Here is a 25,087-nt window from a genome sequence, read left to right on the forward strand (position 1 = left end):
CGCTATGTTTTTCACCAATGAAAAACGCAAGCTGGGATTCCTATCAGCTTTTCCTGCAGGTCGCCCGGCTCGGCGGCTTGACCGGGGCAAGCACCGCAAGCGGGCTGAGTCCGGCAACCGTCGGCCGTCGCATGCTCGATCTCGAACAGGAGATCGGCCGCGCATTGTTTTCGCGCAGCCAGACCGGATACCGTCTGACACACGATGGCCAGGCGCTGCTCGATCACCTTCAGGAGATGGAGGCCGCCGCCCGCAAGGTGGCGGCGTGGCGGCAATCCGGCGAGGGCGGCACGACCGTCAGGGTCGCCGCCGGCACCTGGCTCGCTTGGCTGCTGACCGAGAATTTTACCGCAATCCGCATGCCGGGCGACGCCTTCGCCATTTCGCTGACCATCGGCGAGGCGCGGGCAAGCCTTGCCTATCGCGAGAGCGATATCGGTATTCGCGCCTTCGAGCCCGAGGAGGCCAATCTCGCCGCACGTCAGCTCGGGGAGGTGGCCTATGCCGTCTATATCAGACGCAACACTGCCGAGACCGACGAGCGCTGGATTGCGGTTGCCGAGGAGGAGGCGATATCGGCCTATCTGCGCTGGCCGCACGCCCATGCCGCGACAGGGATCGTCGCCACCGTCAATCGGCCGCGTTCGCTGCCGGATCTGGTGCGCGCCGGCGCCGGCAAGACCGTGCTTCCCTGTTTCGTCGGCGATCTCCATCCTGAATTGCAGCGGCAGGGCGGCGAATTGCCGGAATTGCGCCATCGGCAATGGATCGTCATGAATGCCGAGGACCGCCATCGGCCGGAGATCCGCACGGTCGCCGACCGCATGACCAAGCTCATCAGAAGTTATGCCGATCTCTTCGCCGGAAAACGGCCGAGCCGAGGTTAGACATGTCGCGCCAAAGTGTGCAGCGGTTTTGCGATAACGACATGTGTAAAAACAAAGACTTAAAGCGTGGCAAGCGCATCTGAACGATCGCGACGCGCTCGAGCGAAAAGCTACGGCATCAACCGGCGCACCAGCGCCACCTGGCTGTTCACCCCGAGCTTGGAATAGATGCTCTTGAGATGCGAGCGGGCCGTCTCATAGCTGACATCATGCGTCGTGGCGGCTTCACGCAGTGAAAGCCCGTCGGCAATCGCGGAGGCGATCCGCATCTCGGCCGCCGTCAACTGGTTGCTGCGCGCTAGCGCCTCGTTGATATCGCTCCTCAGCGCCATGCCTGTGCGCTCGATGATCAGTGCGATCGTCGGACCTTCCAGGAAGGCGGTGATGAAATCCGATTGCAGCCTGACGAGCGTACATCTGACGCTGCCGGCTTTCGTCTTGACGAGCGTCGTCGATGGTGGCGGGCTTACGGCTGAATGATGATGACGGCTCAGCATATCGAGCCGGGCGCCCAGCGCCGGATCATGGATGACGAGGTGTCCGGATGGGCCGGTGCCGATGCAGTTGCCCTCGGCGAGCATCCGCTCCGCCACCCTGTTGAGCGAACGGATCTGCTGGTTCTCGCCGAGATAGACGACGCCGGCGCCGATCGCATCGAAGAGCGCCAGCCCGTTTTCATCATTCTCGGGATCGCGGCGATCGCGTCGTATGAAATCGAAGGCGCGTCTGAGATGCGGGGCGAGATCGCTCAGCAGGTCGGCATTCACCCGGTTGTTGTCGGGATCGGCCGAAGAGGTCAGCGTCGACAAATTGAAGGAGCGACCATTCTCCCGCATGATGGTGACGCCGACACTGCTTTCGCAGCCGATGCTGCGGACGAAGTCATTGTAGAATTCGGTCTTGATGAGATCGCTTCTCGGCAGCATCTGCTCGGCGATGACGCCGAGGCCGACCGGCCGGACAGCGGCCTTGGGCATCCACGGATTGATCCTCGCATAATAGTGGTTATAGGCTTCGGCTTCCGTATCCTGAATGCCTGAAGCAAGCGACAGGCCGCCGGTGCGGGCGATGGCATCGTGGAAGAACAGCGTGGATTTCGCATCCGGCATCGTCCCGTTCAAAGCGTCGAGAAACGTCTGCCATGTCGTCTCGCCGAACAGGGCGGCGTAGATCAGATCGGTCAAGGCTTCGAGTTTGGGGTGCGGCGCGCCGGGCATGGGCAATTCCGTTCGAAGATGCGCCATTATGGCCCGACCAGGCGGCGGTGACAATTGCATCAAATTGTAAAGGGCGTGCAGGCGCATCGCGCCACCCGGCGCCCAAGCCCCAAATCGGGACGGGTTTTCGAAAGGAATGAGCGCCCGCGCGTCTCTCCGATGCGCAGGCGCTCCGATTGGGAAATGCGGGCCGACACGGCAGCCCGCCGCTGGTCGTCTTCGTCAATGCCGGTTGGTGACGACGACCGGAATCAGCAGGTCGCCCCAGTTGCCGTCGCCGCCGTGATGACGGGCCGAGCGCACCAGTTCGACCGAGACGCCGGCCTCGACGGCTTTCATGACCGATTGGTTCAGCCGATGCAGGTCGTTGGCGAGCATGCGGATCGTCGTCTGCTGATCCTCGCTCATGCTGGTCGTCTGCTCTTCGGCCCGTTCCCGGACGCGTGTGATGGATGCCATGATATTCTCCTCCTCTTCGGGTTATTCCGCAGCCGGCTTAAACTGCGCATGTTCAGTTGAATCGTGCATCGCGGTTGTCGAAGACCGACCGCCGGTGATGGCGAGCGACACGGCGTCGAAATAGCCGGTGCCGACCTCGCGCTGATGTTTGGTGGCGGTATAGCCGTTGACCTCGGCGGCGAATTCCGCCTGTTGCAGTTCGGAATAGGCCGACATCTGCCGCTGCCGGTAGCCGCGCGCCAGTTCGTACATGCCGAAGTTCAGCTGGTGGAAGCCGGCGAGCGTGATGAACTGGAACTTGTAGCCCATTGCGCCGAGTTCGCGCTGGAACCGTGCGATCGTCGCCTCGTCGAGGTTCTTCTTCCAGTTGAAGGAGGGCGAGCAATTATAGGCGAGCAGCTTGCCGGGGTAGACCTTGTGCACGCCTTCGGCAAAGCGCCGCGCCTGCTCGAGGTCCGGCTTCGAGGTTTCGCACCAGATGAGATCGCAATGCGGCGCATAGGCGACGGCGCGCGCGATGCAGGGCTCGATGCCGTTTCTGACCTGATAGAAACCTTCCACCGTGCGGCCGGCATCATAGTCGACGAAGGGCTGGTCGCGCTCGTCGATGTCTGAGGTCAGCAGCTTTGCCGCCTCCGCGTCGGTGCGAGCGATGACCAGCGTCGCAACGCCCATGACGTCGGCGGCAAGCCGAGCGGCATCGAGATTGCGGATATGAGCGGCCGTCGGGATCAGCACCTTGCCGCCGAGATGGCCGCATTTCTTCTCCGAAGCGAGCTGGTCCTCGAAGTGAACGCCGGCGGCACCCGCCTCGATATAGGCCTTCATGATTTCGAAGGCGTTGAGCGGTCCGCCGAAGCCTGCTTCCGCATCGGCAACGATCGGCGCGAACCAGGTCTCGACGGAAAGCCCCTGGCCTTCCGCGGTCTCGATCTGATCGGCGCGCTGCAGCGTGCGGTTGATGCGCTTGGCCAGTTCCGGACCGGCATTGGCCGGATAGAGGGACTGGTCGGGATACATCGCCGATGCCGTATTGGCGTCGGCCGCCACCTGCCAGCCGGAGAGATAGATCGCCTTCAGCCCGGCGCGCACCATCTGCATGGCCTGATTGCCGGAAAGTGCGCCGAGCGCATTGACGAAATCCTCCTGGTGAATGAGCCGCCACAACCGGTCCGCCCCCATTTCGGCCAGCGTATGGCGCAGCGCCACCGAGCCCCTGAGCCGCTGCACGTCGTCGGCCGAGTAGGGTCTCTCAATGCCGTCGAAACGATTAGCTGATGCGTTTGGGACAAGTTTGTAAAAATCGGTCATGCTGCTCTCCTCACTAAAAGCCGATAAAGGGTGGTCATGACAAGATTGACAATATCAGCCGTCATGACCAGTAAAACCTTTGATTTCCTGCTCGGAAAGAGGTTAAGATGACGAGGATTGACAGATTGGCGCTGTGAATTTGTAAAATTTTGTAAATACAGCGCTTGGAGCTTGTCAAAGGGTGTGACATGGCGGAACGGAAGATATTCGCAGGCCCGAAAGTCAGGCGCATCCGCAATGCGCTGGCGCTGACGCAGACCGCCATGGCCGAGGCGCTGGAAATATCGCCGTCCTACCTGAACCTGATCGAGCGCAACCAGCGGCCGTTGACGGTGCAACTCCTTCTCAAGCTTGCAAGCGTCTACAGGGTCGATCTGGAGGAATTGCGGGGGCAGACCGGCGGCAGTCTCGACCAGCTCAAGGAGATTTTTGCCGATCCGCTGCTGTCGGGCGAGCTGCCGGGTGATCAGGAATTGGTGGAGGTGGCCGAGGCAGCACCCAATGCCGCGAGCGGCATGATCAAGCTCTACCGCGCCTATCGCGAGCAGGCGGCAAGGCTATCCGATCTGACGGCGCTGATGGCCGCCGAGGGGCATGCGCCGGTCGCCACCGGCCGGTTGCCGCTAGACGAGGTGCGCGAGACGCTGGAGCGCAGGTCCGGCTATTTCGGACGGATCGAGACGGCGGCAGAAGCCTTTGCCGCAACGCTCCCCGGTGGCCTCGATCTTGCCGCCGGGCTGAAGGATTGGTTGCGTTCCGAGCGCGGCATCGCGGTGCGCGTCCTGCCCGTCCACGTCATGCCCGATCTGCGCCGCCGTTTCGATCGCCATTCGATGCGGCTTTTCATCTCCGAGCGGCTGTCGCCGGCTGACCGGGCGCATGAGATATCAATCGAGGCGGCAACTCTGGCACTGCTGCCGGCAATCGATGCCGAGCTCGGCGATATCCCGCTCTCCTCCGCCGAGGCGCGCCGCATCGCCCGCTTCGAGCTTGCCCGCATCGCAGCCTTAGCGCTGGCAATGCCCTACGAGGCTTTCCTTTCGGCGGCGAAGGCGACGCGTTACGATATCGATATTCTGCGCGCGCGCTTCGGCGTCTCCTTCGGTCATGCCGCCGCGCGCCTTGCCATGCTGCAGCGCCCCGGGGCGGCGGCCATTCCCTTCTTCCTGATCGAGATCGATGCCGCAGGCCACCGGCTGCGCCGGGCGGGCGCCCAGGGCTTTCCGCAGGCCCGGTTCGGCGGCGGCTGTCCGAAGCTCAATATCCACGCCGCCTTCCTGCAGCCGGGCCAGATCCTCGCCGAAACCGTGGTCATGCCGGATGGCGCATCCTTCTTGACGGTCGCCCGCACCCTGGAGGGACCGAGTGTCGAATTCGGCGAAAGGCTAAGGCGCACCGCGATCCTGATCGGCTGCGACGCTGCCCTTGGCGGAGGTGTGGTCTACGGGCAGGCGATGGCGCTCGATCCGGTCGAAATCGGTCCGGCCTGTCGCCTTTGCGAGCGACGCGGCTGCCTTTCCCGGGCTGAGCCGCCGGTGACCAGACCGCTCGGGCTCGACGAGATGGTGGCAGGGCTCAGCGCCTTCGACTTCCAGTGACGTGAAATCGTTGAGGGCGCTGGATTTTGCGCTTGTGGGCTGTGAAATTCCTTCTTAGTCTGCGTGGAAAACCAGAGGGAAAAGATGTCCGGGGGTGCGGAATCTTTGAACAAACAGGAGAAGTTATGAGGTCAACCATCCTATGCGTGACGGCCGCCGCCGTTACCGCACTCCTTGCTGCCGCTCCGGCCTTTTCGCAGGAGCGCGTGGTCAACGTCTACAACTGGTCGGATTATATCGACAGTTCCATCCTCGAGGATTTCACCAAGGAAACCGGCATCAAGGTCGTCTACGACACTTTCGATTCTAACGAGACGCTGGAAACCAAGCTCTTGGCTGGTGGTTCGGGTTATGACGTCGTCGTCCCCACCGTATCCTTCATGCAGCGCCAGATCGCCGCCGGCGTTTACCAGAAGCTCGACAAGTCGAAGCTGCCGAACCTGGTCAACATGTGGGACGTCATCATGAAGGGCGTGGCGTCCTTCGACCCCGGCAATGAATACAGCGTCGACTACATGTGGGGTACGACGGGCATCGGCTATAATGTCGACAAGGTCAAAGCCGCCCTCGGCACCGACGAGAAGCCCAATTGGGACGCGTTGTTCGATCCGGCGAAAGCGGCCAAACTCAAGGATTGCGGCATCTATATGCTGGATTCCCCGACCGATGTGGTGCCTTCGGCGCTCGCCTATCTCGGGCTCAATCCCAACAGCACCGATCCCGCCGATCTCAAGAAGGCGCAGGAGGTTCTCACGGCCGTCCGCCCGTTCGTCCGCAAGTTCCATTCTTCCGAATATATCAGCGCGCTGGCGAACGGCGATATCTGCATTGCGCTCGGTTATTCCGGCGATATGTTCCAGGCCCGCGACCGTGCTAAGGAAGCCAATGCCGGCGTGAAGGTCGACTATTCGGTCCCGTCGCAAGGCGCCCAGATCTTCTTCGACGTCTTCGGCATTCCGAAGGATGCGCCGCATGTCGCCGAAGCCCATGAATTCATCAACTACATGATGAAGCCGGAAGTGATCGCCAAGGCCTCGAACTTCGTCTTCTACGCCAATGGCAACAAGGCGTCGCAGCAGTTCCTCGACAAGGAGGTCCTCGACGATACGGCGATCTACCCGACGCCGGAGGTAATGGCGAAACTCTTCACCGTTCCGCCGCTCGATCCGAAGACGCAGCGGATCGTGACGCGGCTATGGACCACCGTGGTCACCGGCCAATGATAGAATAACGGCCCGGACGGAAACGTCCGGGCCTTTTTTTGACGATCCCGGCCGGGTGAAACCGGGAGCAAAAGCCAAGAATAAAAGCAAAGAATGCATTTTCGGGGAACAATATGAAGTCTCTAGGCAATATTCGCCGCTCGTTCGCACCTTGGACCGATCCGTCCGCCAAGCCCTTCATATCCATCAAGAACGTCACCAAGCGTTTCGGTGATTTCACCGCCGTCGATAACCTGTCGCTCGATATTTATCACCGCGAGTTCTTCGCGCTGCTCGGCGCTTCCGGCTGCGGCAAGTCGACGCTTCTGCGCATGCTCGCCGGCTTCGAGCAGCCGACCTCGGGCGAAATCGTCCTCGATGGCACCGATATGGCCGGTACGCCGCCCTATCGGCGCCCCGTCAATATGATGTTCCAGTCCTATGCGCTTTTCCCGCACATGACGGTCGAGAAGAACATCGCCTTCGGCCTGAAACAGGATGGCATGGCGAAGGACGAGATGACTGACCGCGTCTTGCAGATGTTGAAGCTCGTCAAGCTGGAGCAGTTTGCCTCCCGCAAACCGAACCAGCTTTCCGGTGGCCAGCGCCAGCGCGTGGCGCTGGCCCGCTCGCTCGCCAAGCGTCCCAAGGTGCTGCTGCTCGACGAACCGCTCGGCGCGCTCGACAAGAAGCTGCGCGAGGAAACCCAGTTCGAGCTGATGGACCTGCAGCAGAATCTTGGACTTACCTTCGTCGTCGTCACCCACGACCAGGAAGAGGCGATGACCATGGCAGACCGTATCGCCGTCATGAGCCACGGCAAGGTGGTGCAGGTGGCGACGCCGGCCGAGATCTACGAAGCGCCGAATTGCCGTTTCGTCGCGGATTTCATCGGCGACGTGAACATTTTCGACGGCAAGGTCGCCTCATCGGGCAACGGCACCGTCGAGATATCAGTCGACAGCGGCTTCAGCGTGCGTGTCGCCGCTTCCGAAACACCTTCTGCAGGCAGCGCCGTCGGCTTCGCCATCCGGCCGGAGAAGATGCGGGTCGGGCGCACGGCTCCCGCCAACGCGTCCGTCAACGCCGCCAAAGGCGAACTCTGGGATATCGCCTATCTCGGCGACATGACCGTCTTCCATGTGAAATTGCAGAGCGGCAATATCGTCAAGGCCTCGTCCCTCAATGCGCAGCGCTCCGTCGACGACCCCTTCACCTACGATCAGGAAGTCTGGGTCTCCTTCGACGAGAATGCCGGCGTCCTGCTGAAGGATTGACGTCATGGGCAAGCTCACCTCCGGCCTCTACAATCGCCTCGTCATCGTCATCCCTTACGCCTGGCTGCTGCTCTTCTTCCTGGCGCCCTTCTTCATCGTCTTCCGCATTTCGATGTCGACGACGGCGATCGCCATGCCGCCCTATGAGCCTGTCTTCTCCTTCGCCGACGGCTGGGCCGGCCTCTTAAGTAAGATCGGCGAATTCTCCTTCGACAATTACACCTACCTGACCGACGACCCGCTCTATTTCAACGCCTATGTGTCGAGTGTGGTGATCGCCGCGATCTCCACCCTCCTGACGCTGCTGATCGCCTATCCGATCGCCTACGGCATGGCGCAGGCGCCACGTGGCCTGCGGCCGACGCTGGTCATGCTTGTCATCCTGCCCTTCTGGACGAGCTTCCTGATCCGCGTCTACGCCTGGATCGCCATCCTCAAGCCGGAGGGCCTGTTCAACCAGCTGCTGCTGTCGCTGCACCTGATCGATGCGCCGCTGATCATCCTCAACACCAATACCGCCGTCTATATCGGCATCGTCTATTCGTATCTCCCCTTCATGTTACTGCCGCTTTATTCGGCGCTCGAGAAGATGGACGGCACGCTGATCGAGGCAGCGCAGGATCTCGGCTGCCCGCCGATCACCGCCTTCTGGCGCGTCACCTTCCCGCTGTCGATCCCCGGCGTGGTGGCCGGCTGCATGCTGGTCTTCATCCCCGCCGTCGGCGAATTCGTCATCCCCGATCTGCTCGGCGGGTCGCAGACGCTGATGATCGGCAAGACGCTGTGGAACGAGTTCAATTCCAATCGCGACTGGCCGGTCTCCTCGGCGGTGGCGACCATCCTGTTGCTGATCCTGGTCATCCCGATCGTCTTCTTCCAGAATGTCCAGGCCAAAGCCGAAGAGCGGGGGAAATAAACCATGCTGAAATGGACCCGTTTCAATATCGTCTCCGTCACGCTCGGCTTCGCCTTCCTCTATCTGCCGATCGTGCTTCTCGTCATTTTCTCCTTCAACGAATCCAAACTCGTAACCGTCTGGGGCGGCTTCTCGACGAAATGGTATGTCTCGTTGATGAGCAATCAGGCCTTGCTCGACGCTGCCTGGGTGACGCTGCGCGTCGGACTGCTGTCGGCAACATTTGCAACCATCCTCGGCACGATGGCGGCGCTGACATTGGTGCGTTACACCCGCTTTCGCGGCCGCATGCTGTTTTCGGGCATGGTCTATGCACCGCTCGTCATGCCGGAGGTCATCACCGGCCTGTCATTGCTGCTGCTCTTTGTGGCGATCGGTCTCGACCGTGGCTTCTGGACGATCACGCTCGCGCATACGACGCTGACCATGTGCTTTGTCGCCGTCGTCGTCCAGTCGCGCCTGCTGAGTTTCGATCATTCGATCGAGGAAGCGGCGCAGGATCTCGGCGCGCCGCCGGTGCGCACTTTCTTCGAGATCACCCTGCCGATCATCGCGCCAGCCGTGCTCTCCGGCTGGATCCTTGCCTTCACCCTCTCACTCGACGATCTGGTGATTGCGAGCTTCACCTCGGGGCCGGGCGCCACCACGCTGCCGATGAGGATTTACAGCCAGGTCCGCCTCGGTGTGACGCCCGAGATCAATGCGGTGTGCACGATCCTGATCGGCGTCGTCGCCTTCGGCGTCATCTGCGCCTCGATCATCACCAAGCGCCGCGAAACACAGCGCCAGAGGGATGAGCGTGCCGCTGCGGCCGGCGCGTGAGCTGAAATTGCATGAAACAAAAGATGAAGCGCTTCCGTTTTTCGACGAAAACGGAAATGCTCTATTGCGCGTGCGGCGTATTGCCGAAAAGCGGCACTGGCGAGATCACCGGGTTGGGCCATGAACCGCCGACGAAGAACGGCAGAAGCGGCAGCTCTGCCGCCTTGGCCGGATCGGTTGCCTCCAGCGATCCGGAAAGCGCCAGCCCGTTCGACTGGTAGGTAATGACGCCGGAAAGCGTCAGCGTCTCCGTGGCGCCGGCAATATGGGCGTCGTGCATCTCGGCGGTGCCGTTGGCGAAATCGGCCTGCAGGTTCAGCTGGTTGAAGGTGAAGGCGCCGCCTGCCGCCGCGCTCAGCGGAAAGAACGGCTTTTCGGCTGCCTGCGTGCGGAGCGCTGCGGCATCGATGCCGGGGATCGTGCCTTGCTTCGTCCAGAAGCGCAGCTTGCCGGTGACGTCGGCAAGGCCGGTCGTCCATATCGCCTTCGGCGACCGGAGGTCGAGATCGAGCGATCCTGTCGCCAGCGGCAGCGGACCTTTCAGCTGCAGGCGCTCGGCAAGAGCTGCGAAGTCGGCATCGCGGATCGATAGCTGCAACTTGCCGCCACCGTCGAAGTCACGCTGCGTCGCTTCCAGATGCGCGGTCATCTCGCCGCCTTCGAACTGGCTGTCGCCAATATCGAATTTCGCCTCGCCGCCGGCCACGATCATGCTGGCGCCGACATCGGAAAGCTCGAAGAAACCCATTTGCGCGCGCCGTGCCGAAAGCCTGACGTCGACATCGAGCATCTGCAGCGGCCCAGTGATGCCGGCGGAGATTTCTTCTGCCTCTCCGGCTGCGAGCCTGAGCGCGAAGGCATCGAGGAAGGGCTTGAGGTTCATCTGGTCGAAAGCGAGCGTGCCGCCGATCTTCGGCCGTTTGCCGGGCTGGGTAAAGAGATCCATCACCCCGGTGGCGCTCGCTTCGTTCAGGGAGAGGCTGAGATTGTTGAAGCGCAGCCCGCTGCCCGACGACATGATGTCGGATTCCAGCGAGGCGCTCTTCAGCGTCCCGATGCCCGGGACAGATTCGCCCGACCATGCCAGAAGGGCCGGCACATCGGGGATGCTGGCGGTGACATTGCCGGAAAGGGCCGAAAGGTTGGCGATGCTGGCAACGCCCTGGAAATGCGCCGTCAGCAGGTTTGACGTGAGCGACGTCCGTGCCTCGGCATTCCGGCCGGCAAAGGCGAGCAGCGGCTGGCGCGAGGCGAAATCGATCTTCAGGTCCTGGCCGTTGATGCGGGCGATGATGACCGCCGAGATCGCGCCGGACAGTCTCGGCCAAGCGATATCTGCGGTGACGCTGTCGAAATGAAAGGCCTTGGCGCTCTTGATGTCGGTGACCACAAGCGTGCCATCCTCGACGGTCAACGCGCCGATCTCGGCATCGAGATCGGGATCGAGCACCTCCGCTCCGTTTTCGTAGCGCACGCCGCTGATCGCGCGTGCGAGCAGGCCGGCATAACTCCAGTCGATCAGCCCCTTCTCGTCGCGCGTCAGCGCCAGGCTGGGGCGCAGCAGGTGGAATTCGTGGAAACTCGTCCGCCCGCGGAGCGCGTCGATGAGGCTGAAATCGGCCGACAGGCTTTCAATGCTGCCGAGCAGCTTGTCGCCGCTTTCGCGCGGCTGGCGGATGGTGACCTGGTTCAGCGTGATGCGCGGCGTCGGCCAGAATTCGAGAACCGGACTGCCCTTGATCTCGGCATGGTAGCCCGTCCATTTCGACAGCGCGTCCTCGATGCCGGAGCGCACGAAGCCGGTGGAAATGAGATAGGGGGCGGCGACCCGCAGCGCCACGAAAAGCGCCAGCGCAATCAGCAGGAATACCGTCGATACACGGGCGAAGGCCGGAAGCCAGCGCGAAACGGGTCCGATCTTCCTGCGCCACCTGCGATGTCTTGACGTGCTCATGATCTCCGCCGGCAATGCAGCCGGTCATCCCGTTATGCGCTGGTTTCGGCCGATATAGGAAATATCGGGCATATGCAAATCCCATGCAATGCCGCGCGTCTTTTCAAGAGGCGCAAAAGACGATGCGATAGGCGACGGATCGCGTCGGTTCCGCACTTTATAATGCAATGCAGCATGATATAAAGACGGCATTGGGGAGGAGGATTGAATGCAGGATAACAGACCACTTTGGGTACCTTCGGACGCCGCCGTTGCCAGAAGCCCGATCCATGCCTTCATGGAGCGCTGCAATACCGATTTCGGGCTTTCTCTTTCGGGCTTTGAGGATCTGCATGCATGGTCGGTGGCCGAGCGGGAGAATTTCTGGTCGACCGTCTGGGATTTCTGCGGCGTGAAGGGAGAACGCGGCGCAGAGGTGCTTGCCAATGGCGATCGCATGCTGGAGGCCCGCTTCTTTCCCGATGCGACGCTGAACTTCGCCGAAAATCTGTTGTCGTGCCGCGGTGAAGGCGAGGCCATCATCTTCCGCGGCGAGGACAAGGCTGAGGATCGCTGGTCGTGGGACCGGCTGCGCGCGCTGGTCTCGAAGCTGCAGCAGGCCTTCGCGGCCCGCGGCATCGGCAAGGGCGACCGCATCGCCGCGATGATGCCGAACATGCCCGAGACCGTCGCCGCCATGCTCGCTGCCGCCTCGATCGGCGCCATATGGTCGTCCTGCTCTCCCGATTTCGGCGAGCAGGGCGTGCTCGACCGCTTCGGCCAGATCGGCCCCAAGCTCTTCATCGCCTGCGATGCCTATTGGTATTCCGGCAAGCTGCAGGATGTCGGCGCCAAGGTCGCCACGGTTGCCAAAAGCCTGGATGTCCCGACGGTCATCGTCCACTACGCCGGCGATGCGGAGGCGGTGGCGGGCAAGACGCCGGGGGCTTCGACGCTCGAGGCCTTTGTCGCGCCCTATGAGGCAAGGGAGGTCGAGTTTACGCCGCTTGCCTTCGCGCATCCGCTCTACATCCTGTTTTCTTCAGGCACGACAGGCGTGCCGAAATGCATCGTGCATTCGGCCGGCGGCACGCTGCTGCAGCACCTCAAGGAGCAGCGGCTGCATTGCGGCCTGGAGGCGGGGGAGAAGCTGTTCTACTTCACCACCTGCGGCTGGATGATGTGGAACTGGCTGGTCAGCGGCCTTGCCAGCGGCGCAACGCTCTGCCTGTTCGACGGCTCGCCCTTCGCGCCCGATGGCAACGTGCTGTTCGACTATGCCGAGGCCGAAAAATTCGCGATCTTCGGCACCTCGGCGAAATATATCGATGCGGTGCGCAAGGGCGGGCTGACGCCGCGCGCAAACCACGATCTCTCCAGCCTGCGGCTGATGACCTCCACCGGCTCGCCGCTCTCGCCTGAGGGGTTCACCTTCGTCTATGAGGGCATCAAGGCGGATGTCCAGCTCGCCTCGATTTCTGGCGGCACCGACATCGTCTCCTGCTTCGTGCTCGGCAATCCGCTGCAGCCGGTCTGGCGCGGCGAGATCCAGGGGGCCGGCCTCGGTCTTGCAGTCGATGTCTGGAACGATGACGGCAAGCCGGTGCGCGGGGAGAAGGGTGAACTCGTCTGCACCAAGGCCTTCCCTTCGATGCCGGTGATGTTCTGGAACGATCCCGATGGCGCCAAGTATCGCGCCGCCTATTTTGACCGGTTCGACAATGTCTGGTGCCACGGCGATTTCGCCGAATGGACGGAGCATGGCGGCCTGATCATCCACGGCCGTTCGGATGCGACGCTCAATCCCGGCGGCGTGCGCATCGGCACGGCCGAGATCTACAATCAGGTGGAGCAGATGGAGGAGGTGGCCGAGGCGCTGTGCATCGGCCAGGAGTGGGATGACGACGTGCGCGTCATCCTCTTCGTGCGCCTTGCTTCCGGTGTGACGTTGACCGAGGATCTCGTCAAGGCGATCAAGACGCGGGTCCGCACCGGCGCCTCGCCGCGGCATGTGCCGGCAAAGATCATCGCGGTTGCCGATATTCCCCGCACCAAATCCGGCAAGATCGTCGAACTTGCGGTGCGCGAGGTCGTGCACAACAGGCCGGTCAAAAACCAGGAAGCGCTCGCCAATCCCGAGGCGCTGCGGCTCTTCGCCGGTTTGAGCGAACTGAAGGATTGATGGCGATCGCAAGCTACAAGCTTTCACCCTCCATCAATCGCCTGTCATGGAAACCTTTCGTTAAGAAAGGTTTGTCAAATGTAAAGCTAACTTAGGGGTCGCACATGAACGAGGCGGCCTGAAGCCCCAGGGCTTACAACAACATGACGTTGATCGACTGAGCTCTTGTTGAACAGCACCAATTTTCGAGGCAGCCTCCGGGCTGCCTTTTCTTTATGGTGATCGCTTTCCTTTTGCGCTGATCAGCCGGCCAGCACCCGCTGCGACGGGAAGGTGATCTCGACGAGGGTGCCCTCGTTCGGCGCCGAATTGATCGAGAACACCGCCCGGTTGGCATCGACCATCGCCTTGGTCAGCGGCAGACCGAGCCCGGTGCCGTCGCCGCGGTGACGCGACTGGGTCGAGGAGACCTGCCGGAACGGCTTCATCGCCTGGTCGAGTTCACTGCGCGTCATGCCGATGCCGGTATCGCGGACCCTCAAGACAACGCTGCCATTGGCCTCGTAGGAGGTGGAAACGACGATCTGCCCGCCCGACGGGGTGAAGCGGATGGCGTTCGACAGGATGTTGAGTGCGATCTGCTTGATCGAGCGCAGATCCGCCACGACTTCGGGCACCGCATGCGACAGCGCCGTGCGGATGATGACGCGCTGGCCGTTCGCCTGCGGCTGCACCAGTGCCACAGCTTCGGAAACCGCCTCGTTGAGGCCGACAGCGGCAAAATCGAGGTCCATCTCGCCCGCCTCGATCTTCGAAATGTCGAGCAGATCGTTGACGATATCGAGGACGTGCCGGCCGGAGCGGCCGATGTCGTTGGCATATTCGATATAACGGGGATGGCCGATCGGCCCGAAGCGCTCGCCCGCCATCATGTCGGAAAAGCCGATAATCGCATTGAGCGGCGTGCGGATCTCGTGGCTGACGCGGGCGAGGAAATCGGTCTTGTGGGCGTTGGCGGTTTCGGCCGCACCCTTGGCGTTGCGCAACTCGTCTTCGGTGCGCTTCCACTGGGTGATATCGCGGATGACGGCGCAGTAGCCATTGGAGGAGGTGAGCTGGCCCATGGTCATGAACAGCGGCACGAAGCCGCCGGCCGCCTCGCGGCCGATCACTTCGCGTCCGTCGTTCAGCACGCTGGCCACACCATGGCCGGAGAGGCCGTTCAGATAGTCGAGGACCGCCTTCTGGCTCTCATGGGCAAACAGCATGACGAAGGGTTTGCCGCGCGTCTCCTGCTCGTCGTAATTGAAAAGCGCGCTCGCCGACCGGTTCATCGAGCGGATGTCGCCCTCCGTGCCGATGACGACGACGCCGTCGGTCGCCGTTTCCAGGATCGAGCGCAATTCCTCCACTTCGACCTGAAGCTTGGCGACCTTCTCGACCATCCGCTCGGGACGGGCTTCGAAACGGCCCTCGGAGCGGCCCTCGGAACGGCTTGCTTCACTGCGGCTGTCATCCTTGCCTTCGACCGGCATCAGCGCCAGCATCAACGCGTTGGCGTCTTCCCAGCGCACCGATTGCAGCCGGGCGGTCACCGGCGCCAGCGTGTCATCGGCCTTGACGAGCATCATGGTGCTGGAGCCGGCCGCCTTCTCCTCGAGTTCGCGGCGCTGCAGCAGGGCCTCGATGCCGCCCACCTCGCGCAATGCGTCGAGCGAAGCATAGCCCGTCAGTCGCATGAATTCCGGATTGGCATGGATCAGCGCATCGCCGATATGGATGAGCACGGCGACAGGCAGTTGGTCGACCGTTCCCACCGAAAGCCCGTCGGTCATCTTGACGCGCGGCGGGATGAAGCTTGTGAGAACCTCGATCTGGCTGACCGTCTCCTCAAGTCCTTCCGTCGCCTCGTCTTCGGCGATAACAGCCGGCTCCTCGGCGACGACCTCGTCTTCGCGCTCGGCCTCGACGGCATTCTCGAAGATCGCCTCTTGCGGCGCGATGTCCTCGGGCGAGGCGATGTCAGCCTTGTCGCCGGGAGTTTCGGCCTCGGACTCGTCATGTCCAGAGGCCCCTTCGAAGCTCGCCATTTCCGCGACGGCGGATTCCACCGCCGCCGTCACGGTAGGTGCCGCCGACGCCGGGGCTGCGGGTTCCATCGGCGCTGGAGCGGCGGGCTCTTCCTTGCGCGTGCCGAAGGCTTCCAGGCGCTTGGCAATCTCACGGAAATTCGCCTGTTCGGCGGCCGTCAGCCCGGCGCTGGTATTGTGGAGCTGAACGATCTTATCGGAGAAACGGCGATTGGGCGTCTCGGCAATGCGAAGCGCCGGCGGCTCGTCCGAAAGATCCGCTGCCGGCCCGGCGGCAGGTCCTTCGTCGGCGCCCGTCGCCTGTTCTTCTGCTGTATTCTCCGGCGCTGACGTCACGGCGATCGCCTCTTCGGCCGTGATCTTTTCCGATCCCGTCTCTTCGGTCTCCGGGGTCTCTGGCTCGGCTGCCGCAAACGCCTGGACGTCGATCTCTTCCGACACGATGGTTTCGGCCGGGACCTCCTCGGACGCGGCTTCCGCTTCATCGGCCACGTCGGCAACCGGCTCGAGGCTTGCTGCATCATGGCCGATACCATCGGGGCCAAGCGTCAGGCCGAGCGCCAGCGGATCTTCCTGCGCATCCGAAAGCCGGACGACGCCGAAGCCGCGAAAGCCGTCGAAGTCGCGGTTGCGGGTATAGGTCGGCAGTGCTGCCAGATCGACCGGAACGACGAGGCTGGTGCCTTCGACCGGCCAGAGGATCGTCTTGCCCGACCATGTGTCGCGGCGGGCGAGCGCCTCGGAAAGCTTGCCGTCCGGATCGAGATTGAAAAGGGCGGCGACATCGCCGAAGGCCGAACCGATGATGTGGGATGCATGTGGACCGACGGCCTCGGCAAATTCGTGGCTGACCTCGGTGAAGCAGCCATCGGCGTCGATCTTCCAGACGAAGCGCGTGGCGCGGCTGTTCGGCCTGAAGACGAAGCCGGGCTCAGCCGCAAGCTCAGGGGCAGGGGCAGCGTCGGGGACCACAGGCATTGCGATGGCGAACTCTTCATGAACCGCTTCCGGCGCATCTTCGATAGGCGTTTCGCGGGTTTCGGCAGACGGCTCCGCCACGGCCGTTTCCACCGTCTCGGTGAGGGAGGCAAGGTCGTCCTCGATGGTCGCGGCAGGCTTATCGGCCCCATCCGCGCTGCTGTCGATCACACTGCCGTCACTCTCCACCTCGTCATGTCCGGCGAGACCTGCCTCCTCGACTGCCTCGTCTTCGGATGCGGCTGCCGTCTCGGCCGGCTGTTCGTTTTCGCCGGTGATGTCCTCGAGCGTCTCCTCGACCTCTTCGATCCCCGAGACCGCATCAATAATCTCGGTGAAGCCGGTGGCGACGGCAGGCTCGTCCTGAAGCAGTTCGGCGGCCGGCGCGCTTTCCTCCTGCGCGGGCGCATCGACCGGGTCGAGCACGGGGGCATCGATCGGGTCGAGATCGCCGATCGCGGCCTCCACGGCAAAAAGCAGATGGAGCGCCGGCTCGTCGCTGAGCTTGCCGAAGGCGGCCGGAAGATTGCCTCTGGTGGTGGCGACGGGACGCTTCACCAGCCGGTCGGGATGGGCGCCGGCAAGATTGATCAAGGTCTTTGCGGTCTGCTCTGATATGCCGAGCGACGCAAAGCCCGGCGAAGCGGCGATGACTTCGCCATTGGCGCCGATCACCGCCATATGCGTATCGGGATCATCAAGCCCTTGCAGCATCTGCGCCGCCGAGGCGACGGCCGCCATTGGCTTGGCCGAGACCGGCACCGAAAACAGGATGGCCTTTTCGCCTGAGGAGAGCCGGATCAGTTCGGCCGCCGCCTGCACCTGGGCGCGCTGGAAGCCCTTGGCGACGCGGATCATCAGGCTTCTGTTGTCACCGATATCGGAAAGCTGGCGCGCGGCCGTTTCCAGCTGGCGGAAGGTAATGTCGCCCCGGTCGACGCCCTGGTCGAGCAGGTCATAGACCGCCGAATGGCCGAAAAGCTCCGCACCTGCGCCGTTTGCCCAGAGCAGGCGGGCAAGATCGGCCGAAAACAGCACCATCGCCTCGCCGCGTGAAAAGCGTTCCCGCACCCGTGCATGCACGGCGATATCGATGAACGGATATTGGACTGCGGGCATGTTCGAACCTTGTCGCTGTCGGCCTTCTTAAATTAACGGCTTATTAATAACTGCGGGTGGCATGCCGGTCCAGAAGAGCAGGGTGTTTTCGGCCGGAAAGGTTAACGTCTTGTGCACCGCACAATAATTGTTGCAATGCACAATGATATGTCTTATATAAGCATCATCCCAACTATCGAAGGCAGCGACTGCCTCAGCCCAAAGGATGCGACCCATGGCTACCATAAAGACCGATGACGTTTTTTCAATTGCTTCTTTCGACCCGTCCAAGTTCGCCGAATCCTTCCGTGATTTCGCCGAAAAGGGCGCCCAGCAGTCGAAGGATGCCTATGCCAAGCTGAAGACCGCTGGCGAGGAAGCCGGCAAGACGCTCGAAGCCACCGTCCAGACGGCTCAGGCCGGCAGCGTTGAGATCGGCCTGAAGGCGATCGACATCCTGCGCGTCAATTCCGAGAACTCGCTGTCGCACTTCGAAGCGCTGCTCAGCGTCAAGTCCGCCGCCGAATTCTTCGAACTGCAGACCTCCTTCATCCGCAAGCAGGCCGAACTCACCATCGAGCAGGCGAAGTCGATCCAGGAAACCACCAAGCAGGTGGCCGAAAAGCTCGCAAAGCCTTCCAAGGACGCCGCCGAAAAGGCCATGGCTTCCTTCAAGGTCGCCTGATCGGTCTTTTACCGATCGCAGACAAAAGGCTGGACCTCGCGTCCAGCCTTTTTGTATATTGACGAGGAATGGGGCTTGAATTCATCGCCAAGTCCTCGTATGTGACCCCCGTCGCGCCAAGCGTGATTTATGCGGTTGTAGCTCAGTTGGTTAGAGCGCAGGTTTGTGGCACCTGAGGTCGGAGGTTCGAGACCCCCCAACCGTACCATCTTTCCTTTGTCCATACCGGAGACATAGGTAACAAAACGTACCTAACACATGGGTGACAACCTCGTGCCGAACGGGCCGTCGATCGTTCCCAAAGTCTTTTGTTTGACGGCACGCGCATTTCTCTGGCCAAGCGCTTGATCAGCACTTCACTGACCTTTCTGGCACTCAATGCGGCTTTCTTTCAGAGGTGATCATCGCCTCGACCGGCTCCGGTAGGTGGATTATGTTACCGGTCCGTGCCCGAGATGCCGAATTCCATCACGCAGTTGGTCAACCGCATGACAGCGAATCTCGTTTGGTTATGTCGCTCCCAAGCATTCCGTTAAGCATGTCCAGGTGTCCTTTGCAAACCGTCTCGACCAGTTCGATTAGTAACGCAGTTTGTACTGCGAGCCAGCCGAGCGCCTCCTCGCTGATTTCGAAATGTTTCGAATAGCGCGCCTTAACATAGGCCTCATTCAACGTATTGAACCACGCGCGTTCCTTGTGTTGATCACGCGGAAAGGCTTCTGCCAGACGGCGATCCTGCTCTTCTGCGAGTGAGCGCAGGAACTTGATGTTATGCGACGGTGGGCCGTAATTGGTCAGAGTGAGCAGAACACAGGAATAGGCTTGTTCGAGTGCTTGATGCAAGCTGAATGCGGACAGGTTTGACCAGGCGTCCCCGGTCCTTATCGACTTGCCGAGTTGAAATTCAGCTGTTCTCAGAAAGGCGCTGGCTTCGGCAAACCTTTGCTCAAAATGCTCCTTCGCGACGCGAAGCTGATCCTCGGTCGAAAGTGGCTCGGGCTCAGCCAGCGCCTCATCGTCCAGTTCGTAGAGAACGATGCCTTCCTTGCGAATGTCGGAGAAGAAGTATTGCCCCTCCTTCAGGTGGGTATTCACCTCGCGCCTGGAATGGACGATGAAGCTCACCGGCGTTTCGATCGAGGCCTCGTGGATCAACCGGTCGGCGGCCTTGTACCAGTACTCGGCGAATTCGCAGAGTTTGCGATTGTTGACGATGATCAGCAGATCAAAATCGGAGCGATACCCCTTCATGGTGAAGGGTTCATCGACCCAGCCGCCCTTGGCGTACGAGCCGAACAGGATAATCTTGAGGATCCGGCCGCGCTTCTTGAAATCGGCCGTGCCTTCTTTCAGCGCGTCCTCGAATTCCTCGTGGAGGATTTCAAGGACCCGGCCGAGTTCTCGTTGCTTGCGAAGCGGCATATGATCGAGCGACGATTTCATAAGCAATCGATAGGCGAAAGATCCAATATCGTCTACTGGCAAATTTAGCACCGCTCAACTGCCGTTTTGCCCTTATCTCCCATCAAGTTGCCAAGCCGCGTTGGCGATTGAGAAAAAAATTCAATCATTTAGGAACAGGCATCGTCTGAATGTGGCGTAGTTGGAACACCGTGCGTCAGGGCGAACAAAGCAGGAAACAATTTCTGATTTTACTATCTTGTATAAGTCAGTTAAATCGCTTATTTGTCGCGGTGATATGGACCCGCGCGAAAGAGACCGGAGACACGCGCGGAGGGCGTTTGTCGTTCGGTATAACTGTCTGTGACAGAGCGATGTCGCTCGTTGGTGCAACTGCTCCGAATATGCGAGGACAATCATGGCGATCATGTTCGTCAGAGCGCAGGTCATCAGCAGGGGAGCGGGACGCAACATCGTCTCGGCCGCCGCCTATCGTCATCGCACTAGGATGATGGACGAACAGGCCGGCACGTCGTTCAGCTATCGGGGCGGCGCGTCGGAGCTGGTGCACGAGGAACTGGCGCTGCCGGATCAAACGCCGGATTGGCTGCAGTCCGCGGTCGAGGGGTATTCCGTTGCCGGCGCCAGCGAAGTGCTGTGGAATGCGGTTGAAGCTTTCGAGAAACTGGCAAACGCGCGGCTGGCGCGCGAGCTGATCATCGCGCTGCCGGAGGAACTGACGCGGGCCGAGAACATCGCGCTGGTGCGCGAATTCGTGCGGGATAATTTCACAAGAGCGGGAATGGTCGCCGACTGGGTCTACCACGATAAAGACGGCAATCCGCATATCCATCTGCTGACGCCCGTGAGACCGCTGACGGAGGAGGGCTTCGGGCCAAAACATGCTCCGATCTTGGGAGAAAATGGCGAGCCATTGCGATTTGTCACGCCTGGGCGGCTAACGGGTCGGATTGTGTATAAGTCCTGGGGCGGCGACAAGGAGACCTTGCAGGCGTGGAAGATCGCCTGGGCGGAGACGGCCAGCCGGCATCTGGCGCTCGCCGGCCATGACATCCGTCTTGACGGCCGCTCTTATGCCGAGCAGGGCCTCGATGGTATCGCACAAAGACATCTGGGCCCGGAGAAGGCAGCGCTCTCCCGCGGGGGTGTCGAGATGTATTTTGCACCGGCCGATCTTGCCCGTCGCCAGGAGATGGCCGACCGGCTGCTCGCCGAGCCGGAGCTCCTGCTGAAGCAGTTGAGCAATGAACGCTCCACCTTCGACGAGCGCGATATCGCCAAGGGGCTGCATCGCTATGTCGACGATCCCGCAGACTTCGCCAATATCCGGGCGCGGCTGATGGCGTCGGACGATCTCATCATGCTGAAGCCACAGCAGGTCGATGCCGAAACGGGCAAGGCGAGCGAACCCGCCGTTTTCACCACGCGCGAGATCCTTCGCATCGAATATGACATGGCGCAGTCGGCGCAGGTTCTGTTGGAATGTCGCGGTTTTGCCGTTTCCGACCGGGCGGTCGCCGCTGCGATCAGAAACGTCGAAACTCAAGATCCGGAAAAGTCCTTCCGGCTCGACCCGGAGCAGGTGGACGCCGTCCATCATGTCACGCGGGACAATGGCATTGCCGCCGTGGTCGGTCTTGCCGGCGCCGGTAAGTCGACCTTGCTTGCTGCGGCCCGTCTCGCCTGGGAAAGCCAAGACCGCCAGGTGATTGGTGCGGCCCTTGCGGGCAAAGCCGCCGAGGGTCTGGAAGACAGCTCCGGCATCAGATCACGAACACTCGCCGCCTGGGAACTGGCCTGGGCCAATGGACAGGAGACGCTTCACCGCGGCCATGTGGTGGTTGTCGACGAGGCCGGAATGGTGTCGTCGCAGCAGATGGCCCGCGTGCTGAAGCTCGTCGAGGAAGCGGGAGCGAAACTCGTGCTGGTCGGCGATGCGATGCAATTGCAGCCGATCCAGGCGGGGGCGGCGTTCCGGGCGATTACCGAGCGGATCGGTTTTGCCGAACTTGGCGGCGTGCGCCGCCAGCGCCAGCAATGGGCGCGCGAGGCGTCGCGGCTGTTTGCGCGTGGCGAGATTGGGAAAGGTCTTGATGCCTATGCGCAGCAGGGTCATTTGGTGGAGGCAGACACGCGGGACGACATCATCGGGCGGATTGTCAGTGATTGGACGCAAGCGCGCCGACAGGCGATCCAGGATTCCGTTATGCCCGGCAATGATGGCCGTCTTCGCGGTGATGAGCTTCTCGTGCTCGCCCACACCAATCAGGACGTCAAACGTCTGAACGAGGAACTGCGATCTGTGATGGCGGGCGAGGGGGCGCTGGGGGAGAGCCGCGCATTCCAGACCGAACGCGGCGCGCGGGAATTCGCCACCGGCGACCGCATCATCTTTCTGGCAAATGCCCGCTTCGTCGAAGCGCGCGCAATGCGTCTCGGTCCGCAATACGTCAAGAACGGCATGCTCGGGACGGTCGTATCCACCGGCGACAAACGTGGGGATACGTTGCTTTCGGTGCGTCTCGACAATGGCCGCGATGTCGTCATCAGCGAGAACAGTTATCGCAATGTCGATCTCGGCTACGCTGCGACCATCCACAAATCTCAAGGCGCGACCGTCGACCGGACCTTCGTTCTTGCCACCGGCATGATGGACCAGCACCTGACCTACGTGTCGATGACCCGGCATCGCCATCGTGCCGATCTCTATGCCGCGAAGGAAGATTTTGAAGCGAAGCCCGAATGGAGCCGCAAGCTGCGTCCCGATCATGCTGCCGGTATCACCGGCGAACTCGTGGAAACCGGACAAGCCAAGTTCCGGCCGAATGACGAGGATGCCGACGATAGCCCCTATGCCGATGTGAAGACGGATGACGGAGCCGTCCATCGTCTTTGGGGCGTGAGCCTGCCGAAGGCGTTGGAGGATGCCGGTGTCTTAGAGGGCGACACGGTGACCCTGCGCAAGGACGGGGTGGAGCGGGTCAAAGTCCAGGTTCCCATCATCGACGAGCAGACCGGGCAGAAGCACTTCGAGGAAAGAGAAGTCGATCGCAATATCTGGACAGCCAAACGGGTCGAAACCGCCGAAGCGCGCCGGGAGCGCATCGAGCAGGAAAGCCATCGGCCGGAACTGTTCAAACAACTCGTTGAACGCCTGTCGCGCTCCGGCGCCAAGACGACGACGCTCGATTTCGAGAGCGAGGCTGGGTATCGGGCGCATGCCGACGATTTTGCCCGCCGCCGCGGGCTCGACCATCTCTCTCTCGTCGCGGCGGGGATGGAGGAGGACGCCTCGCGCCGGCTCGCGTGGATTGCCGATAAGCGCCGGCAGGTGGCGAAGCTTTGGGAAAGGGCAAGCGTTGCGCTGGGATTTGCGATCGAGCGGGAACGACGTGTCTCGTACAATGAGGAGCGCACTGAGACACACACCGTCTCGGAGACAGATGTTGGCCGCGGCCGATATCTGATGCCGCCCGACACTGCTTTTGCCAGAAGCGTGGAGGAGGATGCGCGGTGGGCGCAGCTTTCCTCGCCGGCCTGGAAGGAACGGGAAGCAATCCTGCGGCCGCTGCTGGAGAAGATCTATCGTGAGCCGGAGGCGGCACTGGTCGCCCTGAACGCCCTGGCATCGGATACGAGCAACGAACCCCGCAGGCTCGCCGACGATCTTGCTATTGCACCGGATCGGATCGGCCGCCTGCGGGGTTCCGACCTTATGATAGACGGCCGTGCCGCACGCGACGAGCGCAGCATCGCGACCGCGGCATTGACGGAACTGCTGCCGCTGGCCCGCGCCCACGCGACGGAGTTCCGCAGAAACGCCGAGCGGTTCGAAAGCCGCGAGCACCAGCGCCGCGCGCATATGTCATTGTCGATCCCAGCGCTCTCCAGAAAGGCGGTGGCACGTCTCGTCGAGATCGAGGCGGTGCGCAAGCAGGGAGGGGACGATGCCTACAAGACGGCCTTTGCAATCGCCGCCGAAGACCGGGCCGTTGTGCAGGAGATCAAGGCCGTCAGCGAGGCGCTCAGCGCCCGCTTCGGTTGGAGCGCCTTCACATCCAAGGCCGATACGGTTGCCGAACGCAACATCGTCGAGCGTATGCCGGAAGACTTCACAGGCACCAGGGGCGAGAAGCTGACCCGGCTGTTCGAGGCCGTGAAGCGTTTTGCCGAGGAGCAGCATCTCGCCGAACGGCGGGATCGTTCGAAGATCGTCGCCAGCGCCAGTGCCGATCCGCAGAAGGAGAATATCCCCATGCTTGCCGCCGTCACCGAGTTCAAGACTCCGATCGAGGAAGAGGCGAGATCGCGTGCTCTGGCCGGCCCTCTCTATCGCCAGCAGCGAGCAGCGCTAGCCGACGTGGCGTCAACGATCTGGCGCGATCCGGCTGGCGCTGTCGAGAAGATCGAAGAGCTGCTTGTCAAAGGTTTTGCCGCCGACCGCATCTCTGCTGCAGTGACCAATGACCCGGCCGCCTATGGTGCGCTGCGTGGCTCCGATCGCCTCATGGATCGGATGCTGGCCGCCGGCCGGGAACGCAGAGACGCTGCGCAGGCCGTGCCCGAAGCCGCCGCTTGGCTACGATCGCTCGGTGCGGCCTATGCCGGCGCCCTTGATGCCGAGCGCCAGGCGATCGCCGAAGAGCGGCGGCGCATGGCGGTTGCCATTCCCGGCCTGTCGAAGGCGGCGGAAGAAGCGCTCACGTTGCTGACTGCCGAGGCGAAGAACGACGGCCGCAAGCGGAATGCATCGGCTGCTGTTCTTGATCCCAGCATTCGCCGGGAGTTCGCCGCAGTCAGCGCGGCGCTCGACGAGCGCTTCGGCCGCAATGCCATCGTCCGAGGAGAGAGGGATCTCATCAACCGTGTGCCGCCGACGCAGCGCCGCGCCTTCGAGGCGATGCAGGACAGGCTGAAGGTCCTGCAGCAGACCGTTCGCAGGGAGAGCAGCGAGAAGATCATGTCGGAACGGCGCCAGCGGGCTGTCAGCCGCGGACGCGGCATTGATATCAATGGCTAAACAAAACAACAGTGGCCATTATTCGTTGATCTGATGCCACAGAGGGAAAC

Annotated in this window: 15 protein-coding genes and 1 tRNA gene; 10 read left to right on the plus strand and 6 right to left on the minus strand. The window is 61.9% G+C overall.

The window, feature by feature from the left end; all coding sequences use genetic code 11:
* Positions 1-17: 17 nt before the first annotated feature.
* Positions 18-887 carry a LysR family transcriptional regulator gene (locus FHT69_RS30005; RefSeq protein ID WP_029868008.1) on the plus strand — a complete coding sequence of 290 codons (870 nt, stop codon included), beginning with the start codon at positions 18-20 and terminating at the stop codon, positions 885-887.
* 110 nt (positions 888-997) lie between these two features.
* Here FHT69_RS30005 and FHT69_RS30010 read toward each other — a convergent pair whose 3' ends face one another.
* The 3 genes from FHT69_RS30010 to aceA all read right to left on the minus strand — a co-directional run bounded on the left by FHT69_RS30010 (position 998) and on the right by aceA (position 3,874).
* The gene (locus tag FHT69_RS30010; protein ID WP_183904517.1) at positions 998-2,104 is read right to left on the minus strand and encodes a helix-turn-helix transcriptional regulator; all 1,107 of its coding nucleotides are present in this window, start codon (positions 2,102-2,104) and stop codon (positions 998-1,000) included.
* Positions 2,105-2,326: 222 nt separating this feature from the next.
* Positions 2,327-2,563, minus strand: coding sequence for a hypothetical protein (locus FHT69_RS30015; protein WP_029868006.1), 237 nt, complete (start codon positions 2,561-2,563; stop codon positions 2,327-2,329).
* A gap of 21 nt (positions 2,564-2,584) precedes the next feature.
* Entirely contained in the window at positions 2,585-3,874 is a 1,290-nt protein-coding gene (aceA, locus tag FHT69_RS30020; protein ID WP_168332618.1) for an isocitrate lyase, read from the minus strand.
* Positions 3,875-4,062: 188 nt separating this feature from the next.
* On the opposite strand from aceA, the gene FHT69_RS30025 reads away from it, so the two are divergent.
* The 5 genes from FHT69_RS30025 (at position 4,063) to FHT69_RS30045 (ending at position 9,689) form a co-directional block, all read left to right on the plus strand.
* Positions 4,063-5,472: a short-chain fatty acyl-CoA regulator family protein gene (locus FHT69_RS30025; RefSeq protein ID WP_097544572.1), complete on the plus strand. Its 1,410-nt coding sequence runs from the start codon at positions 4,063-4,065 to the stop codon at positions 5,470-5,472.
* Positions 5,473-5,597: 125 nt separating this feature from the next.
* Positions 5,598-6,695, plus strand: coding sequence for a polyamine ABC transporter substrate-binding protein (locus FHT69_RS30030; RefSeq protein WP_029868003.1), 1,098 nt, complete (start codon positions 5,598-5,600; stop codon positions 6,693-6,695).
* A 113-nt stretch (positions 6,696-6,808) separates the two neighbouring features.
* Positions 6,809-7,951: an ABC transporter ATP-binding protein gene (locus FHT69_RS30035; protein WP_029868002.1), complete on the plus strand. Its 1,143-nt coding sequence runs from the start codon at positions 6,809-6,811 to the stop codon at positions 7,949-7,951.
* Between the two features lie 4 nt (positions 7,952-7,955).
* Positions 7,956-8,867: an ABC transporter permease subunit gene (locus FHT69_RS30040; RefSeq protein ID WP_183906349.1), complete on the plus strand. Its 912-nt coding sequence runs from the start codon at positions 7,956-7,958 to the stop codon at positions 8,865-8,867.
* A 3-nt stretch (positions 8,868-8,870) separates the two neighbouring features.
* Complete coding sequence (locus FHT69_RS30045; protein WP_018244860.1) at positions 8,871-9,689, plus strand: ABC transporter permease; 819 nt, start codon at positions 8,871-8,873, stop codon at positions 9,687-9,689.
* Positions 9,690-9,750: 61 nt separating this feature from the next.
* Here the strand turns inward: FHT69_RS30045 and FHT69_RS30050 are convergent, their stop codons facing one another.
* The gene (locus FHT69_RS30050) at positions 9,751-11,643 is read right to left on the minus strand and encodes an AsmA-like C-terminal region-containing protein (protein ID WP_183906350.1); all 1,893 of its coding nucleotides are present in this window, start codon (positions 11,641-11,643) and stop codon (positions 9,751-9,753) included.
* A gap of 208 nt (positions 11,644-11,851) precedes the next feature.
* Between FHT69_RS30050 and FHT69_RS30055 the strand changes: the two genes are divergently transcribed.
* Positions 11,852-13,804 carry an acetoacetate--CoA ligase gene (locus FHT69_RS30055; RefSeq protein WP_183904516.1) on the plus strand — a complete coding sequence of 651 codons (1,953 nt, stop codon included), beginning with the start codon at positions 11,852-11,854 and terminating at the stop codon, positions 13,802-13,804.
* A 242-nt stretch (positions 13,805-14,046) separates the two neighbouring features.
* Here the strand turns inward: FHT69_RS30055 and FHT69_RS30060 are convergent, their stop codons facing one another.
* Positions 14,047-17,931: an ATP-binding protein gene (locus tag FHT69_RS30060; protein WP_183904515.1), complete on the minus strand. Its 3,885-nt coding sequence runs from the start codon at positions 17,929-17,931 to the stop codon at positions 14,047-14,049.
* A 214-nt stretch (positions 17,932-18,145) separates the two neighbouring features.
* Here FHT69_RS30060 and FHT69_RS30065 point away from each other — a divergent pair, with 214 nt between their 5' ends.
* Together FHT69_RS30065 and FHT69_RS30070 are read left to right on the plus strand one after the other, a co-directional pair.
* Positions 18,146-18,595 carry a phasin gene (locus tag FHT69_RS30065; RefSeq protein ID WP_183904514.1) on the plus strand — a complete coding sequence of 150 codons (450 nt, stop codon included), beginning with the start codon at positions 18,146-18,148 and terminating at the stop codon, positions 18,593-18,595.
* Positions 18,596-18,726: 131 nt separating this feature from the next.
* Positions 18,727-18,803, plus strand: a tRNA-His gene (locus tag FHT69_RS30070).
* A 272-nt stretch (positions 18,804-19,075) separates the two neighbouring features.
* Here FHT69_RS30070 and FHT69_RS30075 read toward each other — a convergent pair.
* On the minus strand, positions 19,076-20,089 hold the full coding sequence (locus FHT69_RS30075; protein ID WP_183906351.1) for a nucleotidyltransferase and HEPN domain-containing protein: 1,014 nt from the start codon (positions 20,087-20,089) through the stop codon (positions 19,076-19,078).
* A gap of 325 nt (positions 20,090-20,414) precedes the next feature.
* On the opposite strand from FHT69_RS30075, the gene traA reads away from it, so the two are divergent.
* Positions 20,415-25,037: a Ti-type conjugative transfer relaxase TraA gene (gene traA, locus FHT69_RS30080; RefSeq protein WP_183906352.1), complete on the plus strand. Its 4,623-nt coding sequence runs from the start codon at positions 20,415-20,417 to the stop codon at positions 25,035-25,037.
* Positions 25,038-25,087: the final 50 nt, after the last annotated feature.

It is taken from the genome of Rhizobium sp. BK008 (genome assembly GCF_014197345.1).
Lineage (GTDB): Bacteria > Pseudomonadota > Alphaproteobacteria > Rhizobiales > Rhizobiaceae > Rhizobium > Rhizobium anhuiense.